This is a genomic window from Paenibacillus sp. FSL L8-0470 (genome assembly GCF_038008625.1).
In the GTDB taxonomy this organism is placed as follows: Bacteria; Bacillota; Bacilli; order Paenibacillales; family Paenibacillaceae; genus Paenibacillus_AQ.
Genome location: NZ_JBBOZM010000001.1, coordinates 2,477,852 through 2,499,617, shown reverse-complemented (window position 1 = coordinate 2,499,617; position 21,766 = coordinate 2,477,852). Strand labels below are relative to the sequence as shown.

The window sequence follows — 21,766 nt, the reverse complement described above, 5'->3', positions numbered from 1 at the left end:
TTCACGGATATATTTCTGTATTAATAGCGGTTTACTGTGTAGTTGTTCCCGTAATTATTATCCCAATACGTTTGTCCATTTGCGGTGTAGGAGATAGCGTACTGAATTTGCGTAACACTTGGGTCAATATTATTAAAGCTGAAATCCCAGATTTCTACGCTGCCATCGGAGTTCGCCGGTATGGAGTAGCTGGCGTATCCTTCCCTGGTTGTATTCCAGTTATCGGTTGTATATTTGATTTTAACCTCTTTGCTGTAGACTGAATTTTTGACATATACACTTCCCGAGAAGGTGTTCTCATATAAATCATCGTAAGCGCGAAAAACGTTCGGTTTACCAAGAATGGTTGAACTTTGATTAAAACGGCTGACGGAATAGTTTTGTCCGTTGTTATTGTCCCAATACGTTTGTCCATTGACTTCATACTTAATTGCAAATTGAATCGTTTGGGCATTTGTGAGCTGTGGATTATTATTGCTCATGTTATCGGTGGAAACCATAAAACCCCATTTTTCATGCGTGGAGTCCGTTGGGCCTTCATAGGAGGCGTTCGTATCATACCACTGACCGTCTCCAGGAGCATAGTGAATAGTTACAGTTTTTTGGTTGCCCAGGTTGTTTACTTCGATATTGCCGCTGAATCCAACGTATCCATACTTGTAAAGATATAGATTGGCTGAAGTCAGTTGAACAGGCTGGTCACTGGCAAAGACAGATTGTGCAAACGTTAGCACAAAAACAGCTGCCAAAACCAAAATCGATAAACTATTCTTCATCTTCTTGAACATTTTACGACATCTCCTATTTTTTGGTATGAAATTCAAGGTGAGTATACCATAAAATATACCAATAATAAACATATTTTATGTTAATTTTTGATGAAATGGATATGATTAGTTTTCATGGAAAACCCGTAACGGCAAGCGTTTGCACATTTGTGTAATCTTTTGAACATAAGAATATCTCTGGAGCACAGCGGACGGAGGCTATTCCTGGACAGAGCTTCATCCCTAATGACCAGCGGGCGAAGCGGAGGCAATGGGAGAAATGTAGAAGGGGCTGTCCCAAAAGTAGATTTCTTTGACTGTGATAGCTTTCTTCATTCTTAAAACCACAAAAATTGAGCAAAGCAGCGATTCTCCCGTTACTGGAGAATCGCTGCTTTGCGTTTTTGGTCATTGGCTGCTTGCTTTAATAGATTATGGGCAAGGGAAAGCCAACCGACCTCGAGTTTCACTTTCTCCGTCCCTCGAAGTAGGAAGCGCCGGAATCCCCGGTTGTTCTTCAGTTGGCCAAATACACTTTCCGGTTCCGTCATCCGGCGCACGGCCAAGGCGTAACCTTCTTCACTCCGTAGAATCTCCCGAGCCTGACTCTGGTACCGCAGTCGTTCCAAACTGACGACCACTTCTCGATTTCCTTCGGCTTTCGTACATCGTTCCTTCAGTGGGCAGCCCTCGCAGCTCTGGCTACGGTAATGACGTTTTCGGATTTCATATCCACTCTCTAACGTTTCCTTGCTTTTTTTGCGGAAATGCAGCGTTTGTCCGGCGGCGATTTCTTTTTTGTGAATTTAGAAGGATTACAGAAACTTTTTCCTTTAAAAGCAGCGGAGAGGACGGAACGATTGTGGAAAAGCGGCAGCGGTCGTCTTGGTCTCCGGATTTTCACCGCTAAGGGGAATGTAAAAAATCTGGAGACCACAGCGATTGGAACAACGGTCCGTTCGCGGAGCGACCACCCAAGTGCTCACGTTGATCCTACTTAAAAACAAGGGGCTATCCCAAGCAGCCATTACATCACTTTTGGGACAGCCCCCAATGTTATCTCTTCGAATATACGATTTTCTTAATACTCTCTACCGACAATCCGAACTGGTCTGACAATTGATCGATGGTCACACCCTCGCGGAAACTCTGGCGGATCTTTTCATTACGGGCAATATAATAGTTTGCCGCACCAGAATTCTCGCCCCATTTTCTCCGCTCGGTTGAACGGGTTGGAATATAGATCAATTCCCCCTGAATATACCGCTGGATCTCCTGGAGTAGTCGATCCGGGAACACATCTGTCGCTCTTATATAATCCATAATTGGCTCGCTCCTTAAAATAGAATAGATATTCTAAGGGCAAAGCCTGCTTTAATAAACACAACTTTTAAGTTACTACAGGCGAAATTATTCCTTCGCTCCATGCCAAGCTTCGCCTTGTTTATTCCGCAGGCTTTGCATGGAGCTTGTTGAGTACGAAATCAATAATCTGGTACAAGGTTTACACCCCCTAATCAGCGCCTTATGTCACCAAGCAGAGTTACAAATCATGGTATTCACAAATCTTACTGTAAAATATAAATTCAAACAAGGCAATCACTAAAATTAAACCTTCCGGGAGCTCTGAAGGAATACAAAAATCACCCCCACATCCGAAGATGTTCAGCTCCAGAGAATAAGGGTCCTTCTCCAGTGACGTTAATATACTAGGATTGCTGATATACGGTAGCTGTAATCTTATCTTTCGGACAAATAAACATATAATAGATGCCCTCTCCGTAAGGGCCAAGCTGTGACCAATCCAACTGGGCTATAAATATCATATTTTCAGAGCAGCAGGGACAGGCCGGATATTCTGCATCCTGAATCCAGGTCGGGTGTCCGCCAACCTGCGAGGCTGCGGGTTCCAGTGTCCACTCCACGGCATGATAGGCATTTCGCGGTTGGGCAGCGAGATGCAGGCGTGGTGCAGCGGCTAAATACTCGTCATTATCGTCGGCTAGATTAAGCTCCGGCAATGGTTGCGGTGCTTGATTGTATAGGCTCCAGCGGGGTTCTCCTTGAACTCCAGTTTCCATATAAATCACACTGTAACTGCCGCAGGACAGGCATGTATCCACCTTAAGCCACTCATCTTCCAGAGCCAAATCACGAATCGACGGGTGATTCTTCCGCAGCTCCATCAGCCGCATTAACCCGCCGCCGCACCACGGGCATTCCTCCGGGGCCGCTCCCAGAAACCGCGCCGCTTCTTTTGCAGCAAGTTCAGCATCCAGCGGTTCCGCTGCCCGTTCAATTGCAAATCCGGTGTGAGAAAACAAATCCCGCCGCACTCCGGCTTCTGTAAGCTTCCAGCCGGCTTCAAGTGAGTATTGATCAGGTGAAACAAAAAGCTCTTTCGCCCACTGGGGCGGATGCTGCCGCCACTGCTGAAACTGCTGAACAATCCGTCCGTCTCCTATCCAGGCTAAGGCCAGCAGCAGATGATTGCGGTTCTCACTATCCTGTTCCACCTGTTCCAGCAGCTGATCCCGGACCTCCGCTGAAGCATCTTTATACAGAATCCCCGGGTAATACAGCTCATGGCCGATGAGCTCAGGGATACAGTCCGTAAGCCGCACGTTGTTGTAACAGAGCAGCGACAAAAGAATATCCACGCTGGTCTCCTCGTCACCGGCAATGAGCAGCTCTAATGCATATACCTTCATCCTCTCCGCATCCTCACCCGACAAGGAAGAATACACCTGCTCGCGGTTTAAGGGATAGGGCAGATAGCGGATCAAAGGGTCGTAGGCTCGTTTTGCATGCATAATCTTAAGCACTTCCACCGGATCAGTGATTCCTTTATATAGATCCACATCCCTGCGGTGCTGTTCAATATACGCCTGGCGTTTGCGGCGTTCCTGTTCCTGATAACACGGCATGCAGAATCCGCCCGTTTTGTGGGCAGTAGCCGGTAAAATGGTTGCCGCACAGTCTTCGCTTTGGCAGGGAATCCGTTCCGTCACTATATTTCACCTCACTCACTTACAGGTTCACCCTGAATTATTTCTCCTGCTTCTGCTCTTCCTTCTTCTTTTTCGCTTTGTCCTCTGCATGTTGAAGATTCTCAGCCACTCTAAATTCAACGATCCGTCTGATCAAATCATAGGGCATCGGCTTATCTAAAGGGAATTGAACGGAACCTTTGGCTCCCTTGTATTCCGCCAGCTCCTCTTTGAAGGCTTCAATCCCGCTCGGTGCCGGATACAATCCAATATGTTTCTTAAATGCCGCAAAATGGACCAGATTGCCATGCAGCTCGAAAGTAGGCATCTGATAACTTATCTTTTCTTTCGCCTCAGGGGCCGATTCTTGAATGACCTTTCTCAACGTTTGGAGGATCTCCTGAACTTCAGGAGCAGATCTTGAAATATAATCATCCACAGATTCATAAGTAATTTTGTTGTCCATAACGTTTCTCTCCTTTAGCCTGCCAGCGGGGAATCCCCAGCATAAATTATTTTTTTCTGATCTTTTCTGTTTCCCGCTCGTAGATTTCAATGTACTCCTGCACCGCAATCTTGCGGCTCAGTTCGGCAATAAGCCCGTATGGAATGTTGTTTGTTTTTTTGAACCGGATACATGATTTGCCCATATCAAGCTTTGTCTGGACATGCTTCGGATACTCCCCGCGGAACCACACCAGCAGCTCAGGGTGCATATACAGTCCCATATGATACAGTGCGATAAAATTCTTTTGTGAGGCTATGCTTATAAACGGAAGAGGCTGTTCAGCATTCACGTGATAACCCGGCGCATACAAGTGATGTGGAACAACATAAGTAATCATGCCATAGGACATCGTTTCCTCGAAGCCGCTTGGAAGATTCCCCTTGATTGTGCTCCGTAGCTGCTTAATGGCTTCCTGACGATCTTCCGGCAGTTGGCTGATGTAGTCTTCCGGACTTTCCGACTCGTATTTCATGCTGACCCTCCTCGAAGAAAACACTTTAATTTATCTCAATATTAAATTGAATCCGGAAACTAGACAAGTTTACGTCAACGTCGCCTGCTTCCTTCCATCCAGCAGACCGTTTGAAAATGGGTGAATGGAGTAGGCATATCGCCTGATCCATGTATCCATGGCAAACGTATACTATGGTACATTCACACAATAAAGTTGAGAAAGGAATTAGCGTATGATCGAACTTGCGTTAGCTTTTCAGGATCAGGATGGACACTATGCCGAGCATGCCGGAGTTGTTTTAGCCTCGGTTTTCCACAATACCGCTTCCCGTGTTAATGTTCATATTTTGCATGATCAGACTTTAACGGAAGAGAACAAGTCAAAGCTCATGAGACTAACAAGCCGATATAAACACACCATTACCTTCTATCCCATTACTCTTCCTGAAAACATGCTTCAGGTAATGGAAAATGTAGGCTCGATTAATGTATGGACACAGGCATGTATGTACCGCTTGCTTCTTCCCGCACTTATCCCGGTTGAAAAAATCATCTATCTGGACTGCGATGTGCTGGTCAATATGGACCTTGAAGAGCTGTGGCGAATTGATCTGGGACAGTATTATTTAGGCGCAGTTTGGGATCAGGGCATTATGGAAGTTGCACATGTTATCAATTCCAAAGGTTTGGTTCCCGAGCGTTATTTCAATTCCGGAGTGGTTCTGTTTGCCCTGAATACTATCCGCTGCCACCAGGAATGGTACGAAGAAACACTGCACTTTTTGCGCAGTTTCCCGGATTCCACGATGCCTGATCAGGATGCATTGAATGCAGTTTTCGGGGGGAATTACCTTCAGTTGGATCGGCGCTTCAATTTCTTCAACCAGTCTATACCCAATCATGACTTCCATAATAAAATTATCCATTTTACCGGAGCGGAAAAGTTTTGGGATCAAAACTCTCCGGGGGCAGGTCTGCATCATAAATACCTCAGCCTGACGCCGTGGAGAAAATTCAGAACGTATTTGAAACGGAGAAAGCGGAAAGTCACCCACCTTAAACTTCGTTACAAAAAAAGCAGAAGACTTCACTTGAAAGTGAAACGGTCGAAGACTCTCCGCCTCTCCTTAACCGAACTAAGCATCATTAGACAGCTCAGAAGCCGTAGAGCGAATCTTCTCAAAGCCAAAAGAAAAAGCCGTTATACTAGACATTAGCTTGGAGCAAACAGCCATTTGATATGGCTGTTTGCTTGCTTTTGGACTATATAAACTAACCGGGCGTAAAATATGGAGAACTGTAAAGAAAGTAAAAAGGAGCTAACACGATGAAGGATTCTTACATACAGGCAGCGGCAAAACTTAGCACTCTCTTGTTCATGATCATTGCTTTGATCCAATTGCTGCTGACGTTCGGTTTGCCCTGGGGTGAAATCACAATGGGCGGGAGATATAAAGGCAAATTGCCTGGAAAGCTGCGTTTGTTCAGTCTGCTGTCGGTTTTCATTCTCTTGTTCTTTTCAGCAGTTTCACTGCAACACGCCGGAGTCCTTGCCTCAGGATTCAGCTTTCATTTCACATCTATTTTTATCTGGATCATTGCTGTTTATTTGGGCCTGAATACGTTCGCCAACCTTTTCTCCAAGAGTCCAAAAGAAAAATGGATCATGACCCCTTTAGCCGGGATCGCCTTCTTGTCCGTGTTAACAGTGGCCATTTACAGGTAAGCACCGGTCAACAAATTCACCTATCTTACCGAAAGGCAGGATCAACTCTCCATTTCCTCCAGCCATTTAATGCAGACCGGTATAAAATCAGCATAATCCGCCATAGCTTGTATTGTCGGTATGACTTGACTCGTTCCCAGCTCTTGTTCCGCAGCGTCTGTGCTTTCCTCTCCTAGCGATCGTTTGATGCTATAGCTGAGCCAGTCGAGCTTCCCTTGAAATCCGCAATTCAGCACGTCATGCCAGTTATCGCCGATCTTGCCTCCATGCTTGCGGTATGTGTTTATCATTGTACGGAAAACGTCTTTGTTAACATTCCCCGGCTTAGAGCCCGACCAATACAAAGCTACTTCGATCAGCTCCTGCATGGGGTTAACCGCCCCGGCTGCTTCCCAGTCAATGATAACCGGAACATGATTGTTATCCCACAACACATTTTTCGGATCTAAATCTCTGTGGCTGATCACCTTGTTATTCATCAAAGCAGCCCCTGCTGCGTTCGCCTGCTGCTCCCATAGTTGCAGTTTACTCAAGTATTCTGTCAGCATGGACGACCATTCCAAGTGAGCTTGCTCTCCCTTGAGGGCGTAACTCTGCCAATCCACGGTTGACGGTATAAAATCTTCCTTGGCTGAATTAGCCTCATCTGTAAGTTGAGAGAAATCTATGCGATGTATGCCTGCGAGAATTCCGGAAATTTTCTCACAGGCATCCATATCAATGGTCCCGGAGGATAGCGGCTTTCCGTCCACCCAAGGAAACAGCAGCACATATTGACCCTCTACTTCATGCATAAAGTTCCCCTTCGATACGAGAGCCGGAAGAGCGTTTATTCCTTGCTCACGGGCCAGAGTTGCCACCTTTTCCGCAAAAACATAGTTCTCCATCGCTGTGCTCCGCTTCATAATTTGCGGATTCAGCACTTTAACAGCATATTCAGCTCGGTCCGTAGTTAAGCGGTACATTTTATGAAGGAACCCGCCGAAAATTTGTTCCGGCTGTGTTGTTAATTGCCCTAAATCGTAAGCTGCACACAGCTTGTTGAAATCGAATTGCTGATGCAAAGTTTCCATAGTCTATAATCCTTCCACATAATCAAATTGGCCCGGCCTTCGGCCTCATTCTAATCTAGCATAGAATTGGTTATTTCTGGTGTGAGAAAAATGCTTCTGAAATGGAGGATTATCTATTTTCAATTGTTGAATGGGAAGCTTCCACGTATAATCAGAATTATAGGTCGTGAAGAACACGCCGCTTTTACACTATGCATCTCTCGTATGTTAATCCGGGATGAGTGGTGGGAAAGCGGCTTTTCTTTTTGTTCGAAACAATTATTAGGGAGGGAAAGCAATGGCGCGGTTCGAGCAGCAGTACATGGAATGGTTAGAAAAGAATATCACGAATGAGATTAATCCTAGACGGAGGGAGCTGCTGGCCAAAGGTTTGGGACATGGAACGGTTGAATTTTTAAAGAGAGTGTGGTTTCCGGCAGTCGGTAATTTTGACCATCTGTTTCCTGAATGGGAGGTTCGGGATTTCAATAATGGCTATCGGTATTTGGATTTGCTCAACTCTCTCCTATTTAGGAGTAACTGGAGGCGAATAAAGGCTATACGGTCCGCGAACCTGCTAAAAAGAGCTACCCAGCATAAATAGAGGCTATACAGTCCGCAGCTTGCGGGGATGATCTGCTAGGTACGTATTCAGGTAGTTTTTGGGTTACGTACTCCGGTACTTTTCCGCTGCGTTTTCCGTTACTCTTTCGGGTTGGATACTCTGGACTTTTCTTATGCGCTTTCCGGTACTTTTTCCGGTAGTTTTCGAATGCGTTTCGGTACGGTTTTCCCTGCCGCAAGCGCCCAATCAATCACACCAAGGAATCGCGCAGCAGCCTATTAGTAAGTACTTACTGAGTACTGGCCATCTGGTGTTTATAACAACTCAAGAAACGGCATTTCTGCCGTTTCTTTGGATGCATTGCCAGAGAGTTACCCTCTATTCAAAACTCTGCAGCAGCCGCTCAACATACTCCGTGGAAACTTCGGCACGCTTGCGCAAATTGCTCTCCCACCCCAGCTTCAAATAAGAGGATAGCAGCTCTTTCATAGCAGCCCCTTCGTCAATAAAGCTGCGGATATACCCCTGTGGCTGTGCCAAGTGCAACGCGGTTCCCAATTTAACAAGGGCCGTCTCCGTTTGCCCCCTACCCTGATAAAGCACACTCTGCAGGACCAGCACCTGAATCTGGCCGCGCTGACGGTCCTCCTGGCATAATAACTGATACATCCGCTCCAACAGCTGCAGTGCGTTATCTGATTGTTCGCAAGCCGCAAGCACTCTCGCCAAGATCAGATGCTCGGCAACAAGGTTCGGAGATACCTCATCCGTATAGGCTACATCGCAGCTCTGCAGCCACGCGCGGGCCTCTTCCACCCGGCCCTGCTCCAGTGCCAAGAAGGCTTGCTCCGCTTCAACTCTTTTCATAAATTGCAAATGATCCGGGGAATCAATCTGTGAGCCCAGACCGGAGAGCAGCTCCGAAGCACCTTCAGGATCACCCTGGGCGTTATGAATTCGCACGGCGCTGACGGTAAGGTGAATCAATATCCGTGCAAAAGGTTTGATATCCTCACGCTTGAGCGCCTTATGAACAGCAACAACAGCTTCCTCCAGGCGGTTCCACTCGTAGAGCAGCTTGGTATAGGAGACAAACAGGAAGCCCACAAAAGGATATTCCCGCTTACTCTCCCAGACAGATATCCACTTCACCAATGTCTCTTCTGCATAATGAAGATCGTTAATATAGACCAAATGATCATCGAAGGCATCGTATCCCTGGTGTCTGTTGCGCCCCATCGTTTGAAAAAAGCTGCCCTCCGGTATATGCTGCTCCATCTTTTCGAAGTATTTCGACATGGTTACCAAGTCCTTGCGCAGATAGGCAGAGACCGAACTCATGAAGTAGATATTGCCCATCGCCTGATGATATGCTTGTTCGCTTAAAGTGGCTTGCAGGGTTTGGAATGAACCCTCAGCCTGCTGAGTTCTTTTAAATGCTGCTTCCCATTTCCCCACTCCGAGCAGCACAGAGATATAGAAGACTTCCACCATGGGTTTCCCGGCATAATAATGCTCCGGAATGACGGATAACCATCGGTTGAGCACAACACTTCTGGACTGCAAAAGGTGAAGGATATTCTTCTCAATCAACCGGACAGCGTCCTCATATTGCTTGCCCTCCAAGTAATGCTCCACCGCTTCCGCTTCAAATCCATAATGCTCCCACCAATGCGCCACATGGATATGGGCCTCAGTTATTTTTGCCGGATCTTCGGCTGTCAGCTGTTCCTGCAAGAAATCCGACAGCAAATGATGATACCGGTACCAGTTTCTCTGATCGTCCAAAGGGATAATGAACAAATTCAGCTGTTCCAGGCTCTCCAATTGCTCCTGGCAATCGAGCTGACCGGTTACGACTTCACAGATGGAATGGTTCATCCGGCTCAGGATCGAGGTTTCCAATAGAAATACACGTATGGGCTCAGGCAAATGAGAGAATATCTCCTCCAGCAAATAGCGGGAGATGTCCTGATGCTGACCTCTAATGCTATCAATGGAGCGGGGGATGTTATCACTGCTCTTTAGAGCAATTGCGGCCAGCTGCAGTCCGCTGATCCAGCCTTCGGTCTGGTGGTAGAGCTGTGTCACCTGTTCCTTCGTCAACCTTAAATCCGTTGTCTCCCGGAAGAAGATCATCCCTTCATCCAGTTGGAAGCTCAAATCCTGCATAGTAATTTTATGTACAGTGACTGCTTCCGTTATACTGCTGATCAGTATGGCCAGGTCGGTACGGCCAGCTATAAAAAAGTGAATATGAGGCGGCAAATGCTGGAGTAGATAAACCAGCGAATCATGTATTTCCGGGAGACTGATGAAATGATAATCATCGAGTATAATGACCAGATCGGCAGCAGTTTCTCTGAATTCATTCAGCATAACGTCCAGTGCAGGCTCGGAGAAGATTGAGGAACCTTTCTTAAGCAAAGGCCGGATTCCGGCTCCAAACCCAGGAATCTGCTCCTCGACCGCAGCAGCCACATAGCTCCAAAACGTGATCCAGTCGTTATCCTGCTTATCCAGGGACACCCAGGCGGCACGCGATCCGCTGTATTTGACCCATTCACTTAACGCTGTTGACTTCCCGTAACCTGCGGGTGCTGATACAACAGTGAGCCTTGCAGTCATTCCTTCATTGATCTTGTTCATCAGACTTGGCCGGGGGACCAGGGAGTTGCGGCCATGGGGGATGTGAAGTTTTGTGCTCTCAATCATTATGTATTCCTCCAAATTGCAGCAAGCAACCCTATGTTTTAAATTTGTATAGTTAAGCCTATTATATCAGACGATACTTCCGATAATAAAGCTATGTTCAGCCCGAAACCATAGAGAACATAAGGAGTTATAGTGAATCTCCGGAATGCCCTATATAATGGAAGCAGAATAAACAAGTAGGAGTGTAAACGATGCAGCAACGCAAACGGATTCTCATCATTGAAGATGAACAGGACATTTCCCGTATTCTGAAGGATTATATTACATTGCAGGGTTTTGACGTACATATTGCAGACAATGGCGTGGACGGTCTTCGGCTGCTGGAAGCAGTACAGCCCGATTTCATTATTCTGGATATCATGCTGCCTGATGCAAACGGGATTGAGCTGTGCAGACAAATCCGCGATAAAACCCGGACGCCAATTCTCATTCTAAGCGCCCGCAGCAGTGATACCGATAAAGTGCTGGGGCTGGGATTCGGTGCGGATGATTATATGACCAAGCCCTTTTCCCTCAGCGAGCTGGTGGCAAGAATTCAGGCTCACCTGCGCAGAATGGAGAGCCTCGGAAATCCGTTGCCGCAGGACGAACTGATTTCTATCGGTACCCTGACCATCGACAAAAAAGCTTATAAGGTAACGCAAGGCGGTCGGGAGATTCCGTTGTCTGCCAAGGAATTTGAGCTGCTGTTCTTTTTGGCCGAGCATAAAAATCAGGTGTTTTCCAAGAGCCAGCTGCTCGATCAAATCTGGGGCTACACCTCCTTTGGAGATGAAAGCACCATTACCGTGTACATCCGCCGGCTGCGTGAGAAGCTTGAAGCGGACCCCTCCAATCCTGAGTATCTCAAAACCGTATGGGGAGTCGGCTATAAATTCAACCTGGATTAAATCAAAGAATGGAGCCGCTGAACTATGTATTGGAGAAATTGGTTTAAACCGTGGTTCGCCTCAGCCATCGCTTGTATTGTAATTATGGGGGGCTGCGGGGCGTTCATTCAGTATAGACTTTCGGCTACGGAACAGGATGTTCTTCCGGACGAAGTGGTGAATCAGGCTCGTATTGAGATAAGCCGCATTATGTTGGTTCTGGAGCAGCATCACACAGAAGTCTCCAGTCAGAACAGGATACGGGAAGAACTGCGTAAGTGGAGTGAAGAGAAGCAGCTCCATCTGCAATACACTGGCCTTGATGGTACCCTTCTTTTCGACTCCTCGGCTCCACATTCCATGAATAAGGACAAGCTGAATCTTAAAAGTGATCTGCATTATGATCTCTACAGCTCCAAAACAGCACAGGAAAGGTTCAAACTGGCCTTCCCGGTTGTTGATCCTGAGTCTGGAGTGCAGGCGGGGAATGCGATCTTCACCTTGCCCGGCTCACTCCTCGCTTATAGGCAAACTGCGTCTTTTCCTGCCATGTTCACTCTGCTGATGATAGCCTTGTTCCTCTTGCTGCTGCTTCTATTCCGGCTCCGGTACAAAATCAATCACGACCTCCTTTATCCGGTTAACGGTTTAAAGGATCATGCCGAGGCCATTCTCAAGGGGAACTACGGGCAGAAAGCCGAATATGCAAAGCAGGATGAAATCGGTGAGGTCTACGCCGTATTTGATCAAATGCGGAGTGAAATTATGACGCTGAGCATGCAGAAAGAAGCGCAGAGCAAGGCCCAGAAGGAGCTTATCTCCAATATTTCACATGATTTAAAAACACCGCTAACCATCGTCAAAGCTTATATTGAGGCGATCCGCGAAGGGGTCTGCTCCGACCTGCCGGCGGTGATGGCGTATATGGAGATTATGCAGGCGCAAGCCAACAAGATGGCCATGCTGGTCGAGGATTTGCTGGTGCATGCTTTAAGAGATCTGGACCAAATTTCTGTACATCCCGTGGAGCATTACAGCAAGGAGATTTTCGAGTCCATCCTCAGGCCAATGGGCCCTTATATCCGTACAGCAGGCGTGGAATTTACTGAGCCTTCCGAAATCCCAAACGTGCTGATCCGCATAGATCCTGTCCGAATCGAACAGCTTCTATCCAATCTTATCGCCAATGCGCTGAAGCATACTTCAGCCGGAGATACGATCCGGGTAGCCATCGTTCAGGAACAGCATCAGCTTACGGTGACCGTATCCGATACAGGCGAGGGAATTCTGCCGCAGGACATGCCTTTTATATTTGAACGTTATTTCCAGGGACATGCGCCTTCCCAATTGGAGAAGCGGTTCAATGAGGGGTCCGGATTGGGTCTGTCGATCTGCAAACATATTATTGAAGCCCATCATGGCACCATTTCCTTTAAAAGCGCCAAACATCAAGGGACCGAATTTTATTTCACCCTGCCTATCTCCTGACAGCTCCTTGCCTTGTAATACTTTATTAATAACCTGATAAGCTTATTGCAAGATTCCCCCTCTACAATGAAGGAAAATGATACCTGGAGGGATTTATGTATGCCGAAAACCGCGATACTTCATACCAAAAACCTGTGTAAAACCTATTCCACCGGCAGCGAGCAATTTCACGCCATCCGAAATATTGATTTGGACATCTACCAAGGGGATTTTACTGTAATTATGGGAGATTCCGGGTCAGGAAAATCAACGCTGCTCTACTTGCTTAGCGGTTTGGACACGGTCACCGCAGGTGAAGTCCATTTCAGCCAGCAGCGTATGGACAGCTTCTCCGAGAAGGAGCTTTCCGGGCTGAGAGCTGGAAAAATCGGATATATCTATCAGAGCAGCAATCTTGTACCTGATCTGACACTGCTGGAAAATATCGCTTTACCCGGCTATGTTGCAGCAAGGCCACGGCGTGAAGTGAAGCAGAAGGCCTTGTCGCTGATGAAGGCCATGAGCATTGAAGAGCAGCAGCACCGGCTGCCAGCTGAGGTATCCGGGGGCCAGCAGCAAAGAGCTGCTATTGCGAGGGCATTAATCAATACGCCTGAGATCATTTTTGCAGATGAGCCGACAGGAAGCCTGAATTATGATCAGGGCGTTGCGGTACTTGATATTTTGACAAGCATGAATGCCGAAGGACAATCCATCGTCATGGTCACTCATGATATCAAATCGGCCTGCCGTGCGAACCGGCTGATTTTTATCCGCGATGGTCAGGTTGGCGGCGTGCTGGAGCTTGGTGCTTTTACCCCTGATCAGCTGCAGGACAGAGAGTCCCTCATCTTCTCCTACATCTCCCGTGAAGGGAGCCTTATGTAATGCATGCTATAATGACGATTTGCTGGGGGAATCTGAGGAAACGCAAAGTGCAGAACAGTCTGATTGCGCTACTTATTCTGCTGTCCACGCTGCTGACCAACACCGCGATAACCGTTATTTCCAACTCGGAAGATCTTTACGAAAGCCTGCATCGCGACACTAAAGGCTCCCATGAACTATTAATGTTCAGCAGAGGTCTTCATAATCCGCAGAAGTCAGCCCATTGGTGGTCCCAGCAGGATGGCGTAACGGCATCCGTGCTGCTGCCTTACAAGCCATTGGCAGGAGTCAAACACCGAGGAGAAGATATCCCCAACCTGTATTTGTATATGATGAATACACCGGACCGGCCCTTTGGCACAGATGAGCTTGTATTTGCCCAAGGACCGGAGACTGCTCAACCCGAACAGGGTACGATTTGGATTCCAACCTCACTCGCCTATAAATATGATGTTTCCATTGGTGACGAGCTTCAGTTCAAGACAGGTAATACTCCTCTTAGCTTAACTGTATCTGCTGTCGTAATCGACCTTCCGCTGGGAGGGCCCTTTTCCACAACCGCGCGAATCTGGATGAACAGCAGCGACTACCAGCAGGATCTAAGCTCTGCTCAAGACACTGATTCATATATTCTGGGGCTCCGTTTCGCTGACTACAGCCAGCGTGCTGATTATTGGGAACGGTTTGAAGCCTTTCTGGGTACTCCATTCATGGAGGAGAAGACCAGCTTTGAGCAAATTTCTGCTTTTTACTTTATCATGAATAAAATCATCGGTTTTGTCATGAGCTTCCTTAGCATTGTAATGATACTGGTTGCCTTGTTTACGATCAGCTTTACGATTTCGGACGCGATTCTGGCCAATTACAAAACCATTGGGATTTTCAAATCCATGGGTCTGACTTCAAGGCAGATTATAGGCACCTACGTTGCCCAGTACAGTTTTCTTGCACTGCTGTCCATCCTGCCCGGGCTATGGATCAGCCGCTTTTTATCCGGAGTGATTATTGACCAGTCTCTATCCTTCTTAAAAACAGATCATTCCTCGATCCAGCTACAGGGAGCTTGGAGTGATTGGATGGTCGGAGCAGGGATGCTGCTGCTGATTCTTGTATGCGTGTGGATTTATGCCAGCAAAACGCGTTCCATCCAGCCGATGCAGGCCATTCGTTATGGCATGTCTGAAGCTTCGCACAGCAGCCTTGGCAAACGTTCGAAAGGCCGGGGAAAGCGGGGCAGTGAGTTTGAACGCTGGCCGGTTCCTGCTGTCATCGGGCTGAGAAATGTAACCAAAAATCTTAAGGGCTCTATCCTGATGCTTATTCTGACCACCGTTACAACGTCAGTGCTGGTCTTCGGCTTCGTCCTGTTGAACAGCATCTATCAAATGCAGAAAACCTCGCCGCTGTGGGGTTATGATGCCTCTGATATTGTTGTCATGGTCGTGAACGAGGCGGATTTTGACCGTGAAGCTCTGAATGCCGGGGTTAAGGCCGATCCTGCTATCCTGAACCTTAACTGGGCAGGCCAATCCATCGGCGTTGTATCTGCAGAAACCATGCGAAGCTCCGGGAAGGTGGGCGATACTTCACAATCCCTCAGCATTCCGCTTAATGCCGTAGAAGGAAGTCTGGATGAGGTGGGCTTCGCCTCCTTAAACGGCAGAAATCCAGCCAACCGGAATGAAATTTCCATCGGCATCAACATCTCCAGGCAGCTTGGAAAAGAGCTGGGGGATGTTATCGAGCTGTATGTTGAAGGAGAGCGGCACACCTTTACAGTGACCGGCATTTATCAGTCGATTGCCAATATGTCCAATCAGGCCAGAATAACCTCGGATGCACTCACCCAGTTTCACCCTGATACGGCGTACTTGAATTTAATAAACGACGATGATGCAGATAAGATAGTGCAGCAGCTGAATGACAAATATGGCCCTGGAATTCAGGCCATCAAACAGCAAACCCTGCTCGATTCGGTATTCAAGGAAGCTACGGCGGTACTGATCCTTCCGATGAGCATTCTGAGCCTGCTGTTTCTGCTGGTCACCTGCCTCATTATTTACAGTACCTGCCGGATTCATATCCGCAAGGAAACCAAGACCTATGGCATCTACAAATCCATCGGGCTGACTTCGAATAACATCCGGGGTGCAGTAACCTGGAGCATTGTGGCGCTGTCCGCAGCGGGTACGGCTCTGGGCATCGGCTGCGGGGTATTTCTCCTCCCCGGCATATTAAGAGGTCTGCTCTCCACCTATGGTATTGTCAAGCTGCCGCTCCTAATGCAGTGGGCTGGCATCTCCTTCCTCGCTTTGCTTAGTATAACCGTGGCCGGTCTCGGCTGCTGGATCGCCTCCAGCGTTATCCGCAGCACTTCACCACGGGTTCTGGTCACGGAATAACAGCAGCTATTTGAATAACCCATTGAACCGACCTTTTGCGTATCGCTGGGTTTAGTAGATAAACAGCAAACAGACAGCAAGCCAGCTCAGGTATCGAGCTGGCTTGCTGTCTGAAGAGCGTATTCGAGTGCATCAGAAGGAGATACTGTCTCCGGGAAGCAGAGAATACAGTCCCGTAAACCCTTCTTCCTCCAGGATGGAAAGCACCTGATCCGTCTGCTTCTTAGGGGCATGAACCAGCACTGTGCGGCGGCTTGGAACAGCCCGCAGCATCCGGCGGATGTCAGGAAGGCCTTGATGCACCTTGTAACGGATCAGAGAAACCTTGCAGCCGCCGCTGCTCTGCTGCCCAAGCAGGTTGCGGCCAAAGCTGCCTTCAGGCAAATGGCCTGTAAAAATCACATGGCTGCCGGGAACATCAAGCAGCTGCCGGTAATACCACTGGGCTGTAGGAGACTGGAGCAGTGCGTCGTTCGTGAAGATTATCTTATTCTTCCGCTCCAGCAGTGCCTCCTTCCGCTCGGAAGGACTGGAGACTGCTTTCAAGTTCCTGCTGTTCAGGAGCCGGTCAATGCTGCCGGGAGCCTCATCTCTCAGCCAAGCTGAACGGGTTTGCAGCGCTCGGAGCGGAGCCAGCAGAGCTTCTTCCACCACAAGCTGCGCTTGTGGGAACCACTCAGCAGCCCAGATGAGCAGCTCCTGGCCCCGGCCTTGCAGCGGCATTGGCAGCAGCACGCAGCCGCCGCCTTCTAAAGTATCCCGGATCACAGTCTCCAGCTGCAGCAATTTCACATGCTGCTCTTCGGGATCCGCTCCGTAGGCGGCGTCGATAATGGCCAGATCGGCTTCTCCTTGCCCCCTGCCTGCCTCAGGCCCGGACAAGAACAGCGCCTGTGGCCGGTCCACTGCCAGCAGCTGCGACTCCTCGGTGTAATCACCGGAGAAGTAGATCCTCTTCCCCTCCCATTCCAGGGCAAGCCATACCGCACCAGCCAGATGTCCGCTTCGCCCCCACTGCACACGCAGGCCGGGTGCAACGTTCAGCCAGGTGCGGGGTCCGGCCTGCTCGTCCAGAAACATAAATTCCATTGCCTGCTTGTCTTCATCTCCATAAGGCAGCCCGGCTGACTCAGCGGCCGTATATCTGCTCCACGCCTCAAAATAGCCGGGCAGCTGCCTGAAGGTATCGCGTGTTGTCCATACTTTTCCCTTATAGCCATATTTATAAAGCAGCGGAAGGGCCATCGAATGGTCCTCATGGGCATGGGACAGAAAGACCGCTTGAAGCTGCGGAATAACCGCGGCATCCAGCAGCGGATACTCTCCTTTCCCTTCCTTCTTCACACCACAATCGAGCAAAATACAGGATTCCTTACCCTGTAAAAGGTAGGAGGAGCGCCCATGCTCCCCGGCGCCCCCCCATATCGTCAGCTTGGTCATAGTTGTCTCCGCTTTCTGTCTGGACTTAAGTATTGAATTACAAGCAGCAATGCAGTTGTAACGCCTACAGAGATTACGGCCATTGCCATGCCCATCGCCACTGCACCCTGTTCAAACTGGGCAAAGATATAAGTCGCCGACGTCTGCATCGACGGCGGCAGAATCAGCAGCGAGGCCACCAATTCACGGCCGGAGATGGTGAAGGTCATCATCCAGCCAGCCGCCATTCCGGGAAGAATGAGCGGCAGCAGGATACGGCGGAACACGTAAACCTTGCTTCCGCCAAATACCTGCCCCGCCTGCATCAGGGAGGAATCAATCTGCCCGTAGCTGGCTTTTACATACTGCACGGTGTAGGGAAGGAACAGCACGACATAGGTGAGCACGACCATCCCATAGGTGTTATAGAGCGGGACCGGCATCCAGCGGGCATTCCACATGAGGATCAGCCCAACAACAAGGACAATGCCCGGTACAGTATTCGGCAGCAGGCTGAACAGATCGGTCCATTTTTGCCGCCAGGCTGTGCCCTTGCCAATGATCAGCGCGAGCCATGTGCCAAGAATTACTGCGATGCTCGAAGCAACAATCGCCAGGCTGAAGCTATTGATTAGTGCCTGAAGGCCTGGTGAGCCTGGAGAGAGCAGCTCAGCATAATGACTTAACGTCAAGTTCCCCCACGACAGCCCCTCCCCGCGCAGCTTCAATAATGAGGCGGTAATAATGGAGAAATACGGGACTCCGACGGAAGCGAGCAGCAGCAGCACAATATACCCCCAGCTGAAGAAGCCCAAGGCTCCCTTTGCGGCGTAATGCTTGCTGCGTATCCCTTTCCCGCCCACCAGGCGGTAAGAATAGCGGCTGCTGATAATCGTCTGGATATACCAGAGGATCAGGCAGACTCCGAGCAGCAGGCTGGCCAGTGAAGTCGCTTTGCCGAAATCAATCGGCCAGCTGGAAATATATTTGTGAATTTCCGAGGTCAGAACATAGAACCCGATTTTGCGCCCGAAGGTCGCAGGTGTCCCGAATTCGGCAATTGTCTTAACAAAGATTAGCAGCACACCAAGCCCGTAGCTCGATAACAGCAAGGGCACAATAACTCTTCTAACCTTGTAAAGGAATGGAGCGCCGTGAACCGAAGCCGCTTCCTCCAAGCCGCCCCCGATCTGCAGCAGTGCATTGCGCAGCAGCAGATAGAGGAAAGGAAACAGATGCAGGCTCATGATCAGCACCATCCCCCCATAGCTGAAGAAGTAAGGGGTCAGTGCTGCAGAAGACGGAAGAACCTGCTCCATATAGCCACCCGTTTGCATAAATAACATCCACCCCATGGAACCGATGTAAGGCGGTGTCATGAACGGAATCAGCAGGACAACATCCAGCCAAGCGTGGCGCCCGATGTCACTCTTGGCCATAATCCAGGCCAGCGGCAAGGCGAACACTGTAGTCAAGGCGACTACGCTTGCTCCAAGACCCAGAGAATTCAGCAGCACCTTCATTAGCCCGCTGTTTCCGGTAATGGTCCTGAGCGGCGCGGTGATATCGAGTTGTTGACCAGAATAAATGCTGGTCCAGAAGATCAGAAGCAGCGGCAGCAGCACCAGAATGGCCAGTATACACAAAGCAAGGCTGCTGCTCACCCACTTAAATGAGCGTACAGCGTTAATTTTCATTCCGCTTACTTGAACAAATCCGTGAATGTTGTGGACACTTCATCGCCATATTCGTTCATCCAATCCCATTTCACGTCAAAGGTTTTGATCTCATCCAGATTGGCGCGGTTCTCCGCCTTCACATCGCTTCTTCCCGGCAGCAGGTACGCCTTGGCTACAAGTGCCTGGGCTTCATCGGAAAGCAGATAATCAATAAATGCTTTGGCGTTGTCCACATTTGCACTCGTCTTAATAATGGCTGCCGGACGCGGGCTGATCACTGTGCCTTCTGCCGGATACACGATATCCACCGGTTCCCCATCCGCTTTAGCTTTATAGGCCATATAATCTACCCCTGCGGCAACCACGGATTTGGCACCGGTAATTACCGGATCCAGTGCTTCCTGATTCGCCCCTGCCATCGCCACCCCATTTGCCTTATATTGCTTGAACAAATCCCAGCCGCTGTCTCCCTGAGCACTCAGGTAACCGGTCATGAAATCCAGTGCCGAGCCGGAGAGCGATGGATCGGGGATGTTGACCACGCCCTTCCATTCCGGCTGGCCCAGGTCAGCCCAGGAAGCCGGCGGTGTGGTTACTTTCTTGGTGTTATAGACAATTCCCAGTGCCGACGCACTGTAGCTGAAGTAATTCCCTTCCGCATCCGACCAGTCACTGACAAGCTTGCCGGCATTCACCGCTTCTTGATAAGGAAGCAATATCCCGTCGTTTTTCATGCCCTGCATGGAAGGCAGGGAGGCAAGTACCACCACATCGACCACCGGGTTGGTTTTCTCCGCCTCCATCCGCGCCAGAATCTTACCTGTGGTACCCTGGAACATTTCCACTTTGACTCCCGTTTTCGCTTCAAACCCTTCTTTGATTTTATTCGCCAGTCCCTCAGGTCCAGCACTGTATACCACCAGACTGCCGCTAAGCGTATTCTCTGCCGGTGGTGAGGCTTGTTCAATAGCAGACGGAGTATTACTGTTTTTGCTCTTGCTGTCGTTCGCTTTGGCGTTAGCCTCGGGTGTATTGGAGGAACCGCAGCCAGCCAGACTGATGCTTAACACGGCAGTCAAGAGAACGGAACCTAGTTTGCTTTTTTTAATGATTTTCAAGGGAAGACCTCCTAAGAATAATTGTGGTTAGTTCAGATGGTGAATGTGCTCCTGTGAGGCGTAGACCTGAATGCTCTCACCCACCGTTAAGCGGTGTGAATGATAGGCCGTCCAGGTGCCCATTCCCTGCATCTCCAGAATGACCTCATAGCGGTCACCCATATAGCTGACATGCCGGATGACTCCTGTAAATACCTGAGAGGCTCCCTCTCTGTCGATCCAGCGTAGTTGCTCCGGCCGAAGCATTTGCTTCCCGGGGACAATCCAGTTCGACCTGCCGATAAAACGGGCCACAAATGGCTCAGCCGGCTTCCTGTAAATTTCCTCGGGGGCACCAGTCTGCAGGATGCTTCCGCCATGCATGACAACCACCTCATCCGACATAGACATCGCTTCGGTCTGGTCATGTGTCACGTACAGTGCGGTGATGCCCATGTCCTTCACCAGGGCGAGCAGTTCCAGCCGCATCTCATCCCGGAGGACGGCATCCAGCGCACTGAGTGGTTCATCGAACAGCACCAGCCGGGGCCGGGTCACCACCGCTCTGGCAAAAGCGACCCGCTGCTGCTGCCCGCCGGACAGCTGATGGGGAAACCGCAGCTCCAGTCCTTCCAGTCTTACGCTGCGTAGCGCTTCCTGCACCCGGCTGCGCAGCTCCTTCTTCTGCCGCGATGCCCGCAGCCCAAACGCTACATTCTCAAAGACACTCAGATGCGGCCAAAGCGCAAAATCCTGAAAGACCATGCCAAAGTTCCGGCGGTGAATCGGCTGGCTGATCTTCCGGCTGCTCGAGAAAATAAGTTCCCCGTCAGCCACAATTTCTCCGGCATCCGGTGTTTCCAGTCCTGCAAGCAGGCGAAGCAGGGTGGTTTTACCGCAGCCCGAAGGCCCAAGCAACGTGGTAAAGCTTCCTGCTGCAATGGTCAGATCGGCAGGCTTCAGGGCATGCACGTCACCGAATTTCTTTTCCAGTCCACTAATGATAAGCTGCTTCATTCTCATGTACCTGCCTGTTCTTAACTTATAAAGAGATAATGACTGCACTAAAGTAAGGTTGCTATGAACATGTCCTTAGTTTAAAGGCAAACAATTCCCGCAATATTTGCCGGGTGTAACGCCGATATTAACTTTTTCACCGATTTATTTTA

General features: G+C 49.2%; 17 protein-coding genes and 2 pseudogenes. 7 read left to right on the top strand and 12 right to left on the bottom strand.

What is annotated here, in order from left to right:
• Positions 1-20 precede the first annotated feature (20 nt).
• From NST99_RS11225 to NST99_RS11200, 6 genes and pseudogenes are all read right to left on the bottom strand, one after another.
• Entirely contained in the window at positions 21-788 is a 768-nt protein-coding gene (locus tag NST99_RS11225; protein ID WP_341091659.1) for a hypothetical protein, read from the bottom strand.
• Positions 789-1,144: 356 nt separating this feature from the next.
• A pseudogene (locus NST99_RS11220) lies at positions 1,145-1,555 on the bottom strand (transposase); the annotation flags it as partial.
• A gap of 268 nt (positions 1,556-1,823) precedes the next feature.
• Positions 1,824-2,090, bottom strand: coding sequence for a CD3324 family protein (locus NST99_RS11215; protein ID WP_341091658.1), 267 nt, complete (start codon positions 2,088-2,090; stop codon positions 1,824-1,826).
• A 386-nt stretch (positions 2,091-2,476) separates the two neighbouring features.
• Complete coding sequence (locus tag NST99_RS11210; RefSeq protein ID WP_341091657.1) at positions 2,477-3,778, bottom strand: DUF1963 domain-containing protein; 1,302 nt, start codon at positions 3,776-3,778, stop codon at positions 2,477-2,479.
• A gap of 37 nt (positions 3,779-3,815) precedes the next feature.
• Entirely contained in the window at positions 3,816-4,223 is a 408-nt protein-coding gene (locus tag NST99_RS11205) for an iron chaperone (RefSeq protein ID WP_341091656.1), read from the bottom strand.
• 46 nt (positions 4,224-4,269) lie between these two features.
• Positions 4,270-4,737 carry a DUF1801 domain-containing protein gene (locus NST99_RS11200; RefSeq protein WP_341091654.1) on the bottom strand — a complete coding sequence of 156 codons (468 nt, stop codon included), beginning with the start codon at positions 4,735-4,737 and terminating at the stop codon, positions 4,270-4,272.
• 214 nt (positions 4,738-4,951) lie between these two features.
• Between NST99_RS11200 and NST99_RS11195 the strand changes: the two genes are divergently transcribed.
• Both NST99_RS11195 and NST99_RS11190 read left to right on the top strand, forming a co-directional pair.
• Entirely contained in the window at positions 4,952-5,935 is a 984-nt protein-coding gene (locus NST99_RS11195; protein WP_341091653.1) for a glycosyltransferase family 8 protein, read from the top strand.
• Positions 5,936-6,045: 110 nt separating this feature from the next.
• Positions 6,046-6,444 carry a hypothetical protein gene (locus NST99_RS11190; protein ID WP_341091651.1) on the top strand — a complete coding sequence of 133 codons (399 nt, stop codon included), beginning with the start codon at positions 6,046-6,048 and terminating at the stop codon, positions 6,442-6,444.
• A 41-nt stretch (positions 6,445-6,485) separates the two neighbouring features.
• Here the strand turns inward: NST99_RS11190 and NST99_RS11185 are convergent, their stop codons facing one another.
• Positions 6,486-7,517: a phosphotransferase gene (locus tag NST99_RS11185; RefSeq protein ID WP_341091650.1), complete on the bottom strand. Its 1,032-nt coding sequence runs from the start codon at positions 7,515-7,517 to the stop codon at positions 6,486-6,488.
• 277 nt (positions 7,518-7,794) lie between these two features.
• On the opposite strand from NST99_RS11185, the pseudogene NST99_RS11180 reads away from it, so the two are divergent.
• Positions 7,795-8,010, top strand: a pseudogene (locus NST99_RS11180) (transcriptional regulator); the annotation flags it as partial.
• Between the two features lie 429 nt (positions 8,011-8,439).
• On the opposite strand, the gene NST99_RS11175 reads toward NST99_RS11180, so the two are convergent.
• Complete coding sequence (locus NST99_RS11175) at positions 8,440-10,776, bottom strand: hypothetical protein (RefSeq protein ID WP_341091648.1); 2,337 nt, start codon at positions 10,774-10,776, stop codon at positions 8,440-8,442.
• Positions 10,777-10,967: 191 nt separating this feature from the next.
• Here NST99_RS11175 and NST99_RS11170 point away from each other — a divergent pair, with 191 nt between their 5' ends.
• The 4 genes from NST99_RS11170 to NST99_RS11155 all read left to right on the top strand — a co-directional run bounded on the left by NST99_RS11170 (position 10,968) and on the right by NST99_RS11155 (position 16,402).
• Positions 10,968-11,666, top strand: a complete 699-nt coding sequence (locus tag NST99_RS11170) for a response regulator transcription factor (protein ID WP_341091647.1) — start codon at positions 10,968-10,970, stop codon at positions 11,664-11,666.
• A 24-nt stretch (positions 11,667-11,690) separates the two neighbouring features.
• Positions 11,691-13,133, top strand: a complete 1,443-nt coding sequence (locus NST99_RS11165; RefSeq protein ID WP_341091646.1) for a sensor histidine kinase — start codon at positions 11,691-11,693, stop codon at positions 13,131-13,133.
• Between the two features lie 99 nt (positions 13,134-13,232).
• Positions 13,233-14,000 carry an ABC transporter ATP-binding protein gene (locus NST99_RS11160; RefSeq protein WP_341091644.1) on the top strand — a complete coding sequence of 256 codons (768 nt, stop codon included), beginning with the start codon at positions 13,233-13,235 and terminating at the stop codon, positions 13,998-14,000.
• On the top strand, positions 14,000-16,402 hold the full coding sequence (locus NST99_RS11155; RefSeq protein WP_341091642.1) for an ABC transporter permease: 2,403 nt from the start codon (positions 14,000-14,002) through the stop codon (positions 16,400-16,402). The genes NST99_RS11160 and NST99_RS11155 overlap by 1 nt, the downstream gene beginning before the upstream one ends.
• A gap of 132 nt (positions 16,403-16,534) precedes the next feature.
• On the opposite strand, the gene NST99_RS11150 is transcribed toward NST99_RS11155, so the two are convergent.
• Genes NST99_RS11150 through NST99_RS11135 form a run of 4 tightly spaced genes read right to left on the bottom strand, consistent with a single transcriptional unit; the run spans position 16,535 to position 21,614 of the window.
• Positions 16,535-17,842: an MBL fold metallo-hydrolase gene (locus NST99_RS11150; protein ID WP_341091641.1), complete on the bottom strand. Its 1,308-nt coding sequence runs from the start codon at positions 17,840-17,842 to the stop codon at positions 16,535-16,537.
• The gene (locus NST99_RS11145) at positions 17,839-19,518 is read right to left on the bottom strand and encodes an ABC transporter permease (protein WP_341091640.1); all 1,680 of its coding nucleotides are present in this window, start codon (positions 19,516-19,518) and stop codon (positions 17,839-17,841) included. The genes NST99_RS11150 and NST99_RS11145 overlap by 4 nt, the downstream gene beginning before the upstream one ends.
• A 5-nt stretch (positions 19,519-19,523) precedes the next feature.
• Complete coding sequence (locus tag NST99_RS11140; protein ID WP_341091638.1) at positions 19,524-20,618, bottom strand: ABC transporter substrate-binding protein; 1,095 nt, start codon at positions 20,616-20,618, stop codon at positions 19,524-19,526.
• 27 nt (positions 20,619-20,645) lie between these two features.
• Positions 20,646-21,614, bottom strand: coding sequence for an ABC transporter ATP-binding protein (locus tag NST99_RS11135; protein ID WP_341091635.1), 969 nt, complete (start codon positions 21,612-21,614; stop codon positions 20,646-20,648).
• Positions 21,615-21,766: the final 152 nt, after the last annotated feature.

Bases quoted from the DNA above. Each gene is read 5' to 3' on its own strand.
- NST99_RS11225 (WP_341091659.1), bottom strand. From the start codon at position 788: ATGTTCAAGAAGATGAAGAATAGTTTATCGATTTTGGTTTTGGCAGCT.
- NST99_RS11215 (WP_341091658.1), bottom strand. From the start codon at position 2,090: ATGGATTATATAAGAGCGACAGATGTGTTCCCGGATCGACTACTCCAG.
- NST99_RS11205 (WP_341091656.1), bottom strand. From the start codon at position 4,223: ATGGACAACAAAATTACTTATGAATCTGTGGATGATTATATTTCAAGA.
- NST99_RS11200 (WP_341091654.1), bottom strand. From the start codon at position 4,737: ATGAAATACGAGTCGGAAAGTCCGGAAGACTACATCAGCCAACTGCCG.
- NST99_RS11195 (WP_341091653.1), top strand. From the start codon at position 4,952: ATGATCGAACTTGCGTTAGCTTTTCAGGATCAGGATGGACACTATGCC.
- NST99_RS11190 (WP_341091651.1), top strand. From the start codon at position 6,046: ATGAAGGATTCTTACATACAGGCAGCGGCAAAACTTAGCACTCTCTTG.
- NST99_RS11185 (WP_341091650.1), bottom strand. From the start codon at position 7,517: ATGGAAACTTTGCATCAGCAATTCGATTTCAACAAGCTGTGTGCAGCT.
- NST99_RS11175 (WP_341091648.1), bottom strand. From the start codon at position 10,776: ATGATTGAGAGCACAAAACTTCACATCCCCCATGGCCGCAACTCCCTG.
- NST99_RS11170 (WP_341091647.1), top strand. From the start codon at position 10,968: ATGCAGCAACGCAAACGGATTCTCATCATTGAAGATGAACAGGACATT.
- NST99_RS11165 (WP_341091646.1), top strand. From the start codon at position 11,691: ATGTATTGGAGAAATTGGTTTAAACCGTGGTTCGCCTCAGCCATCGCT.
- NST99_RS11160 (WP_341091644.1), top strand. From the start codon at position 13,233: ATGCCGAAAACCGCGATACTTCATACCAAAAACCTGTGTAAAACCTAT.
- NST99_RS11155 (WP_341091642.1), top strand. From the start codon at position 14,000: ATGCATGCTATAATGACGATTTGCTGGGGGAATCTGAGGAAACGCAAA.
- NST99_RS11150 (WP_341091641.1), bottom strand. From the start codon at position 17,842: ATGACCAAGCTGACGATATGGGGGGGCGCCGGGGAGCATGGGCGCTCC.
- NST99_RS11145 (WP_341091640.1), bottom strand. From the start codon at position 19,518: ATGAAAATTAACGCTGTACGCTCATTTAAGTGGGTGAGCAGCAGCCTT.
- NST99_RS11135 (WP_341091635.1), bottom strand. From the start codon at position 21,614: ATGAAGCAGCTTATCATTAGTGGACTGGAAAAGAAATTCGGTGACGTG.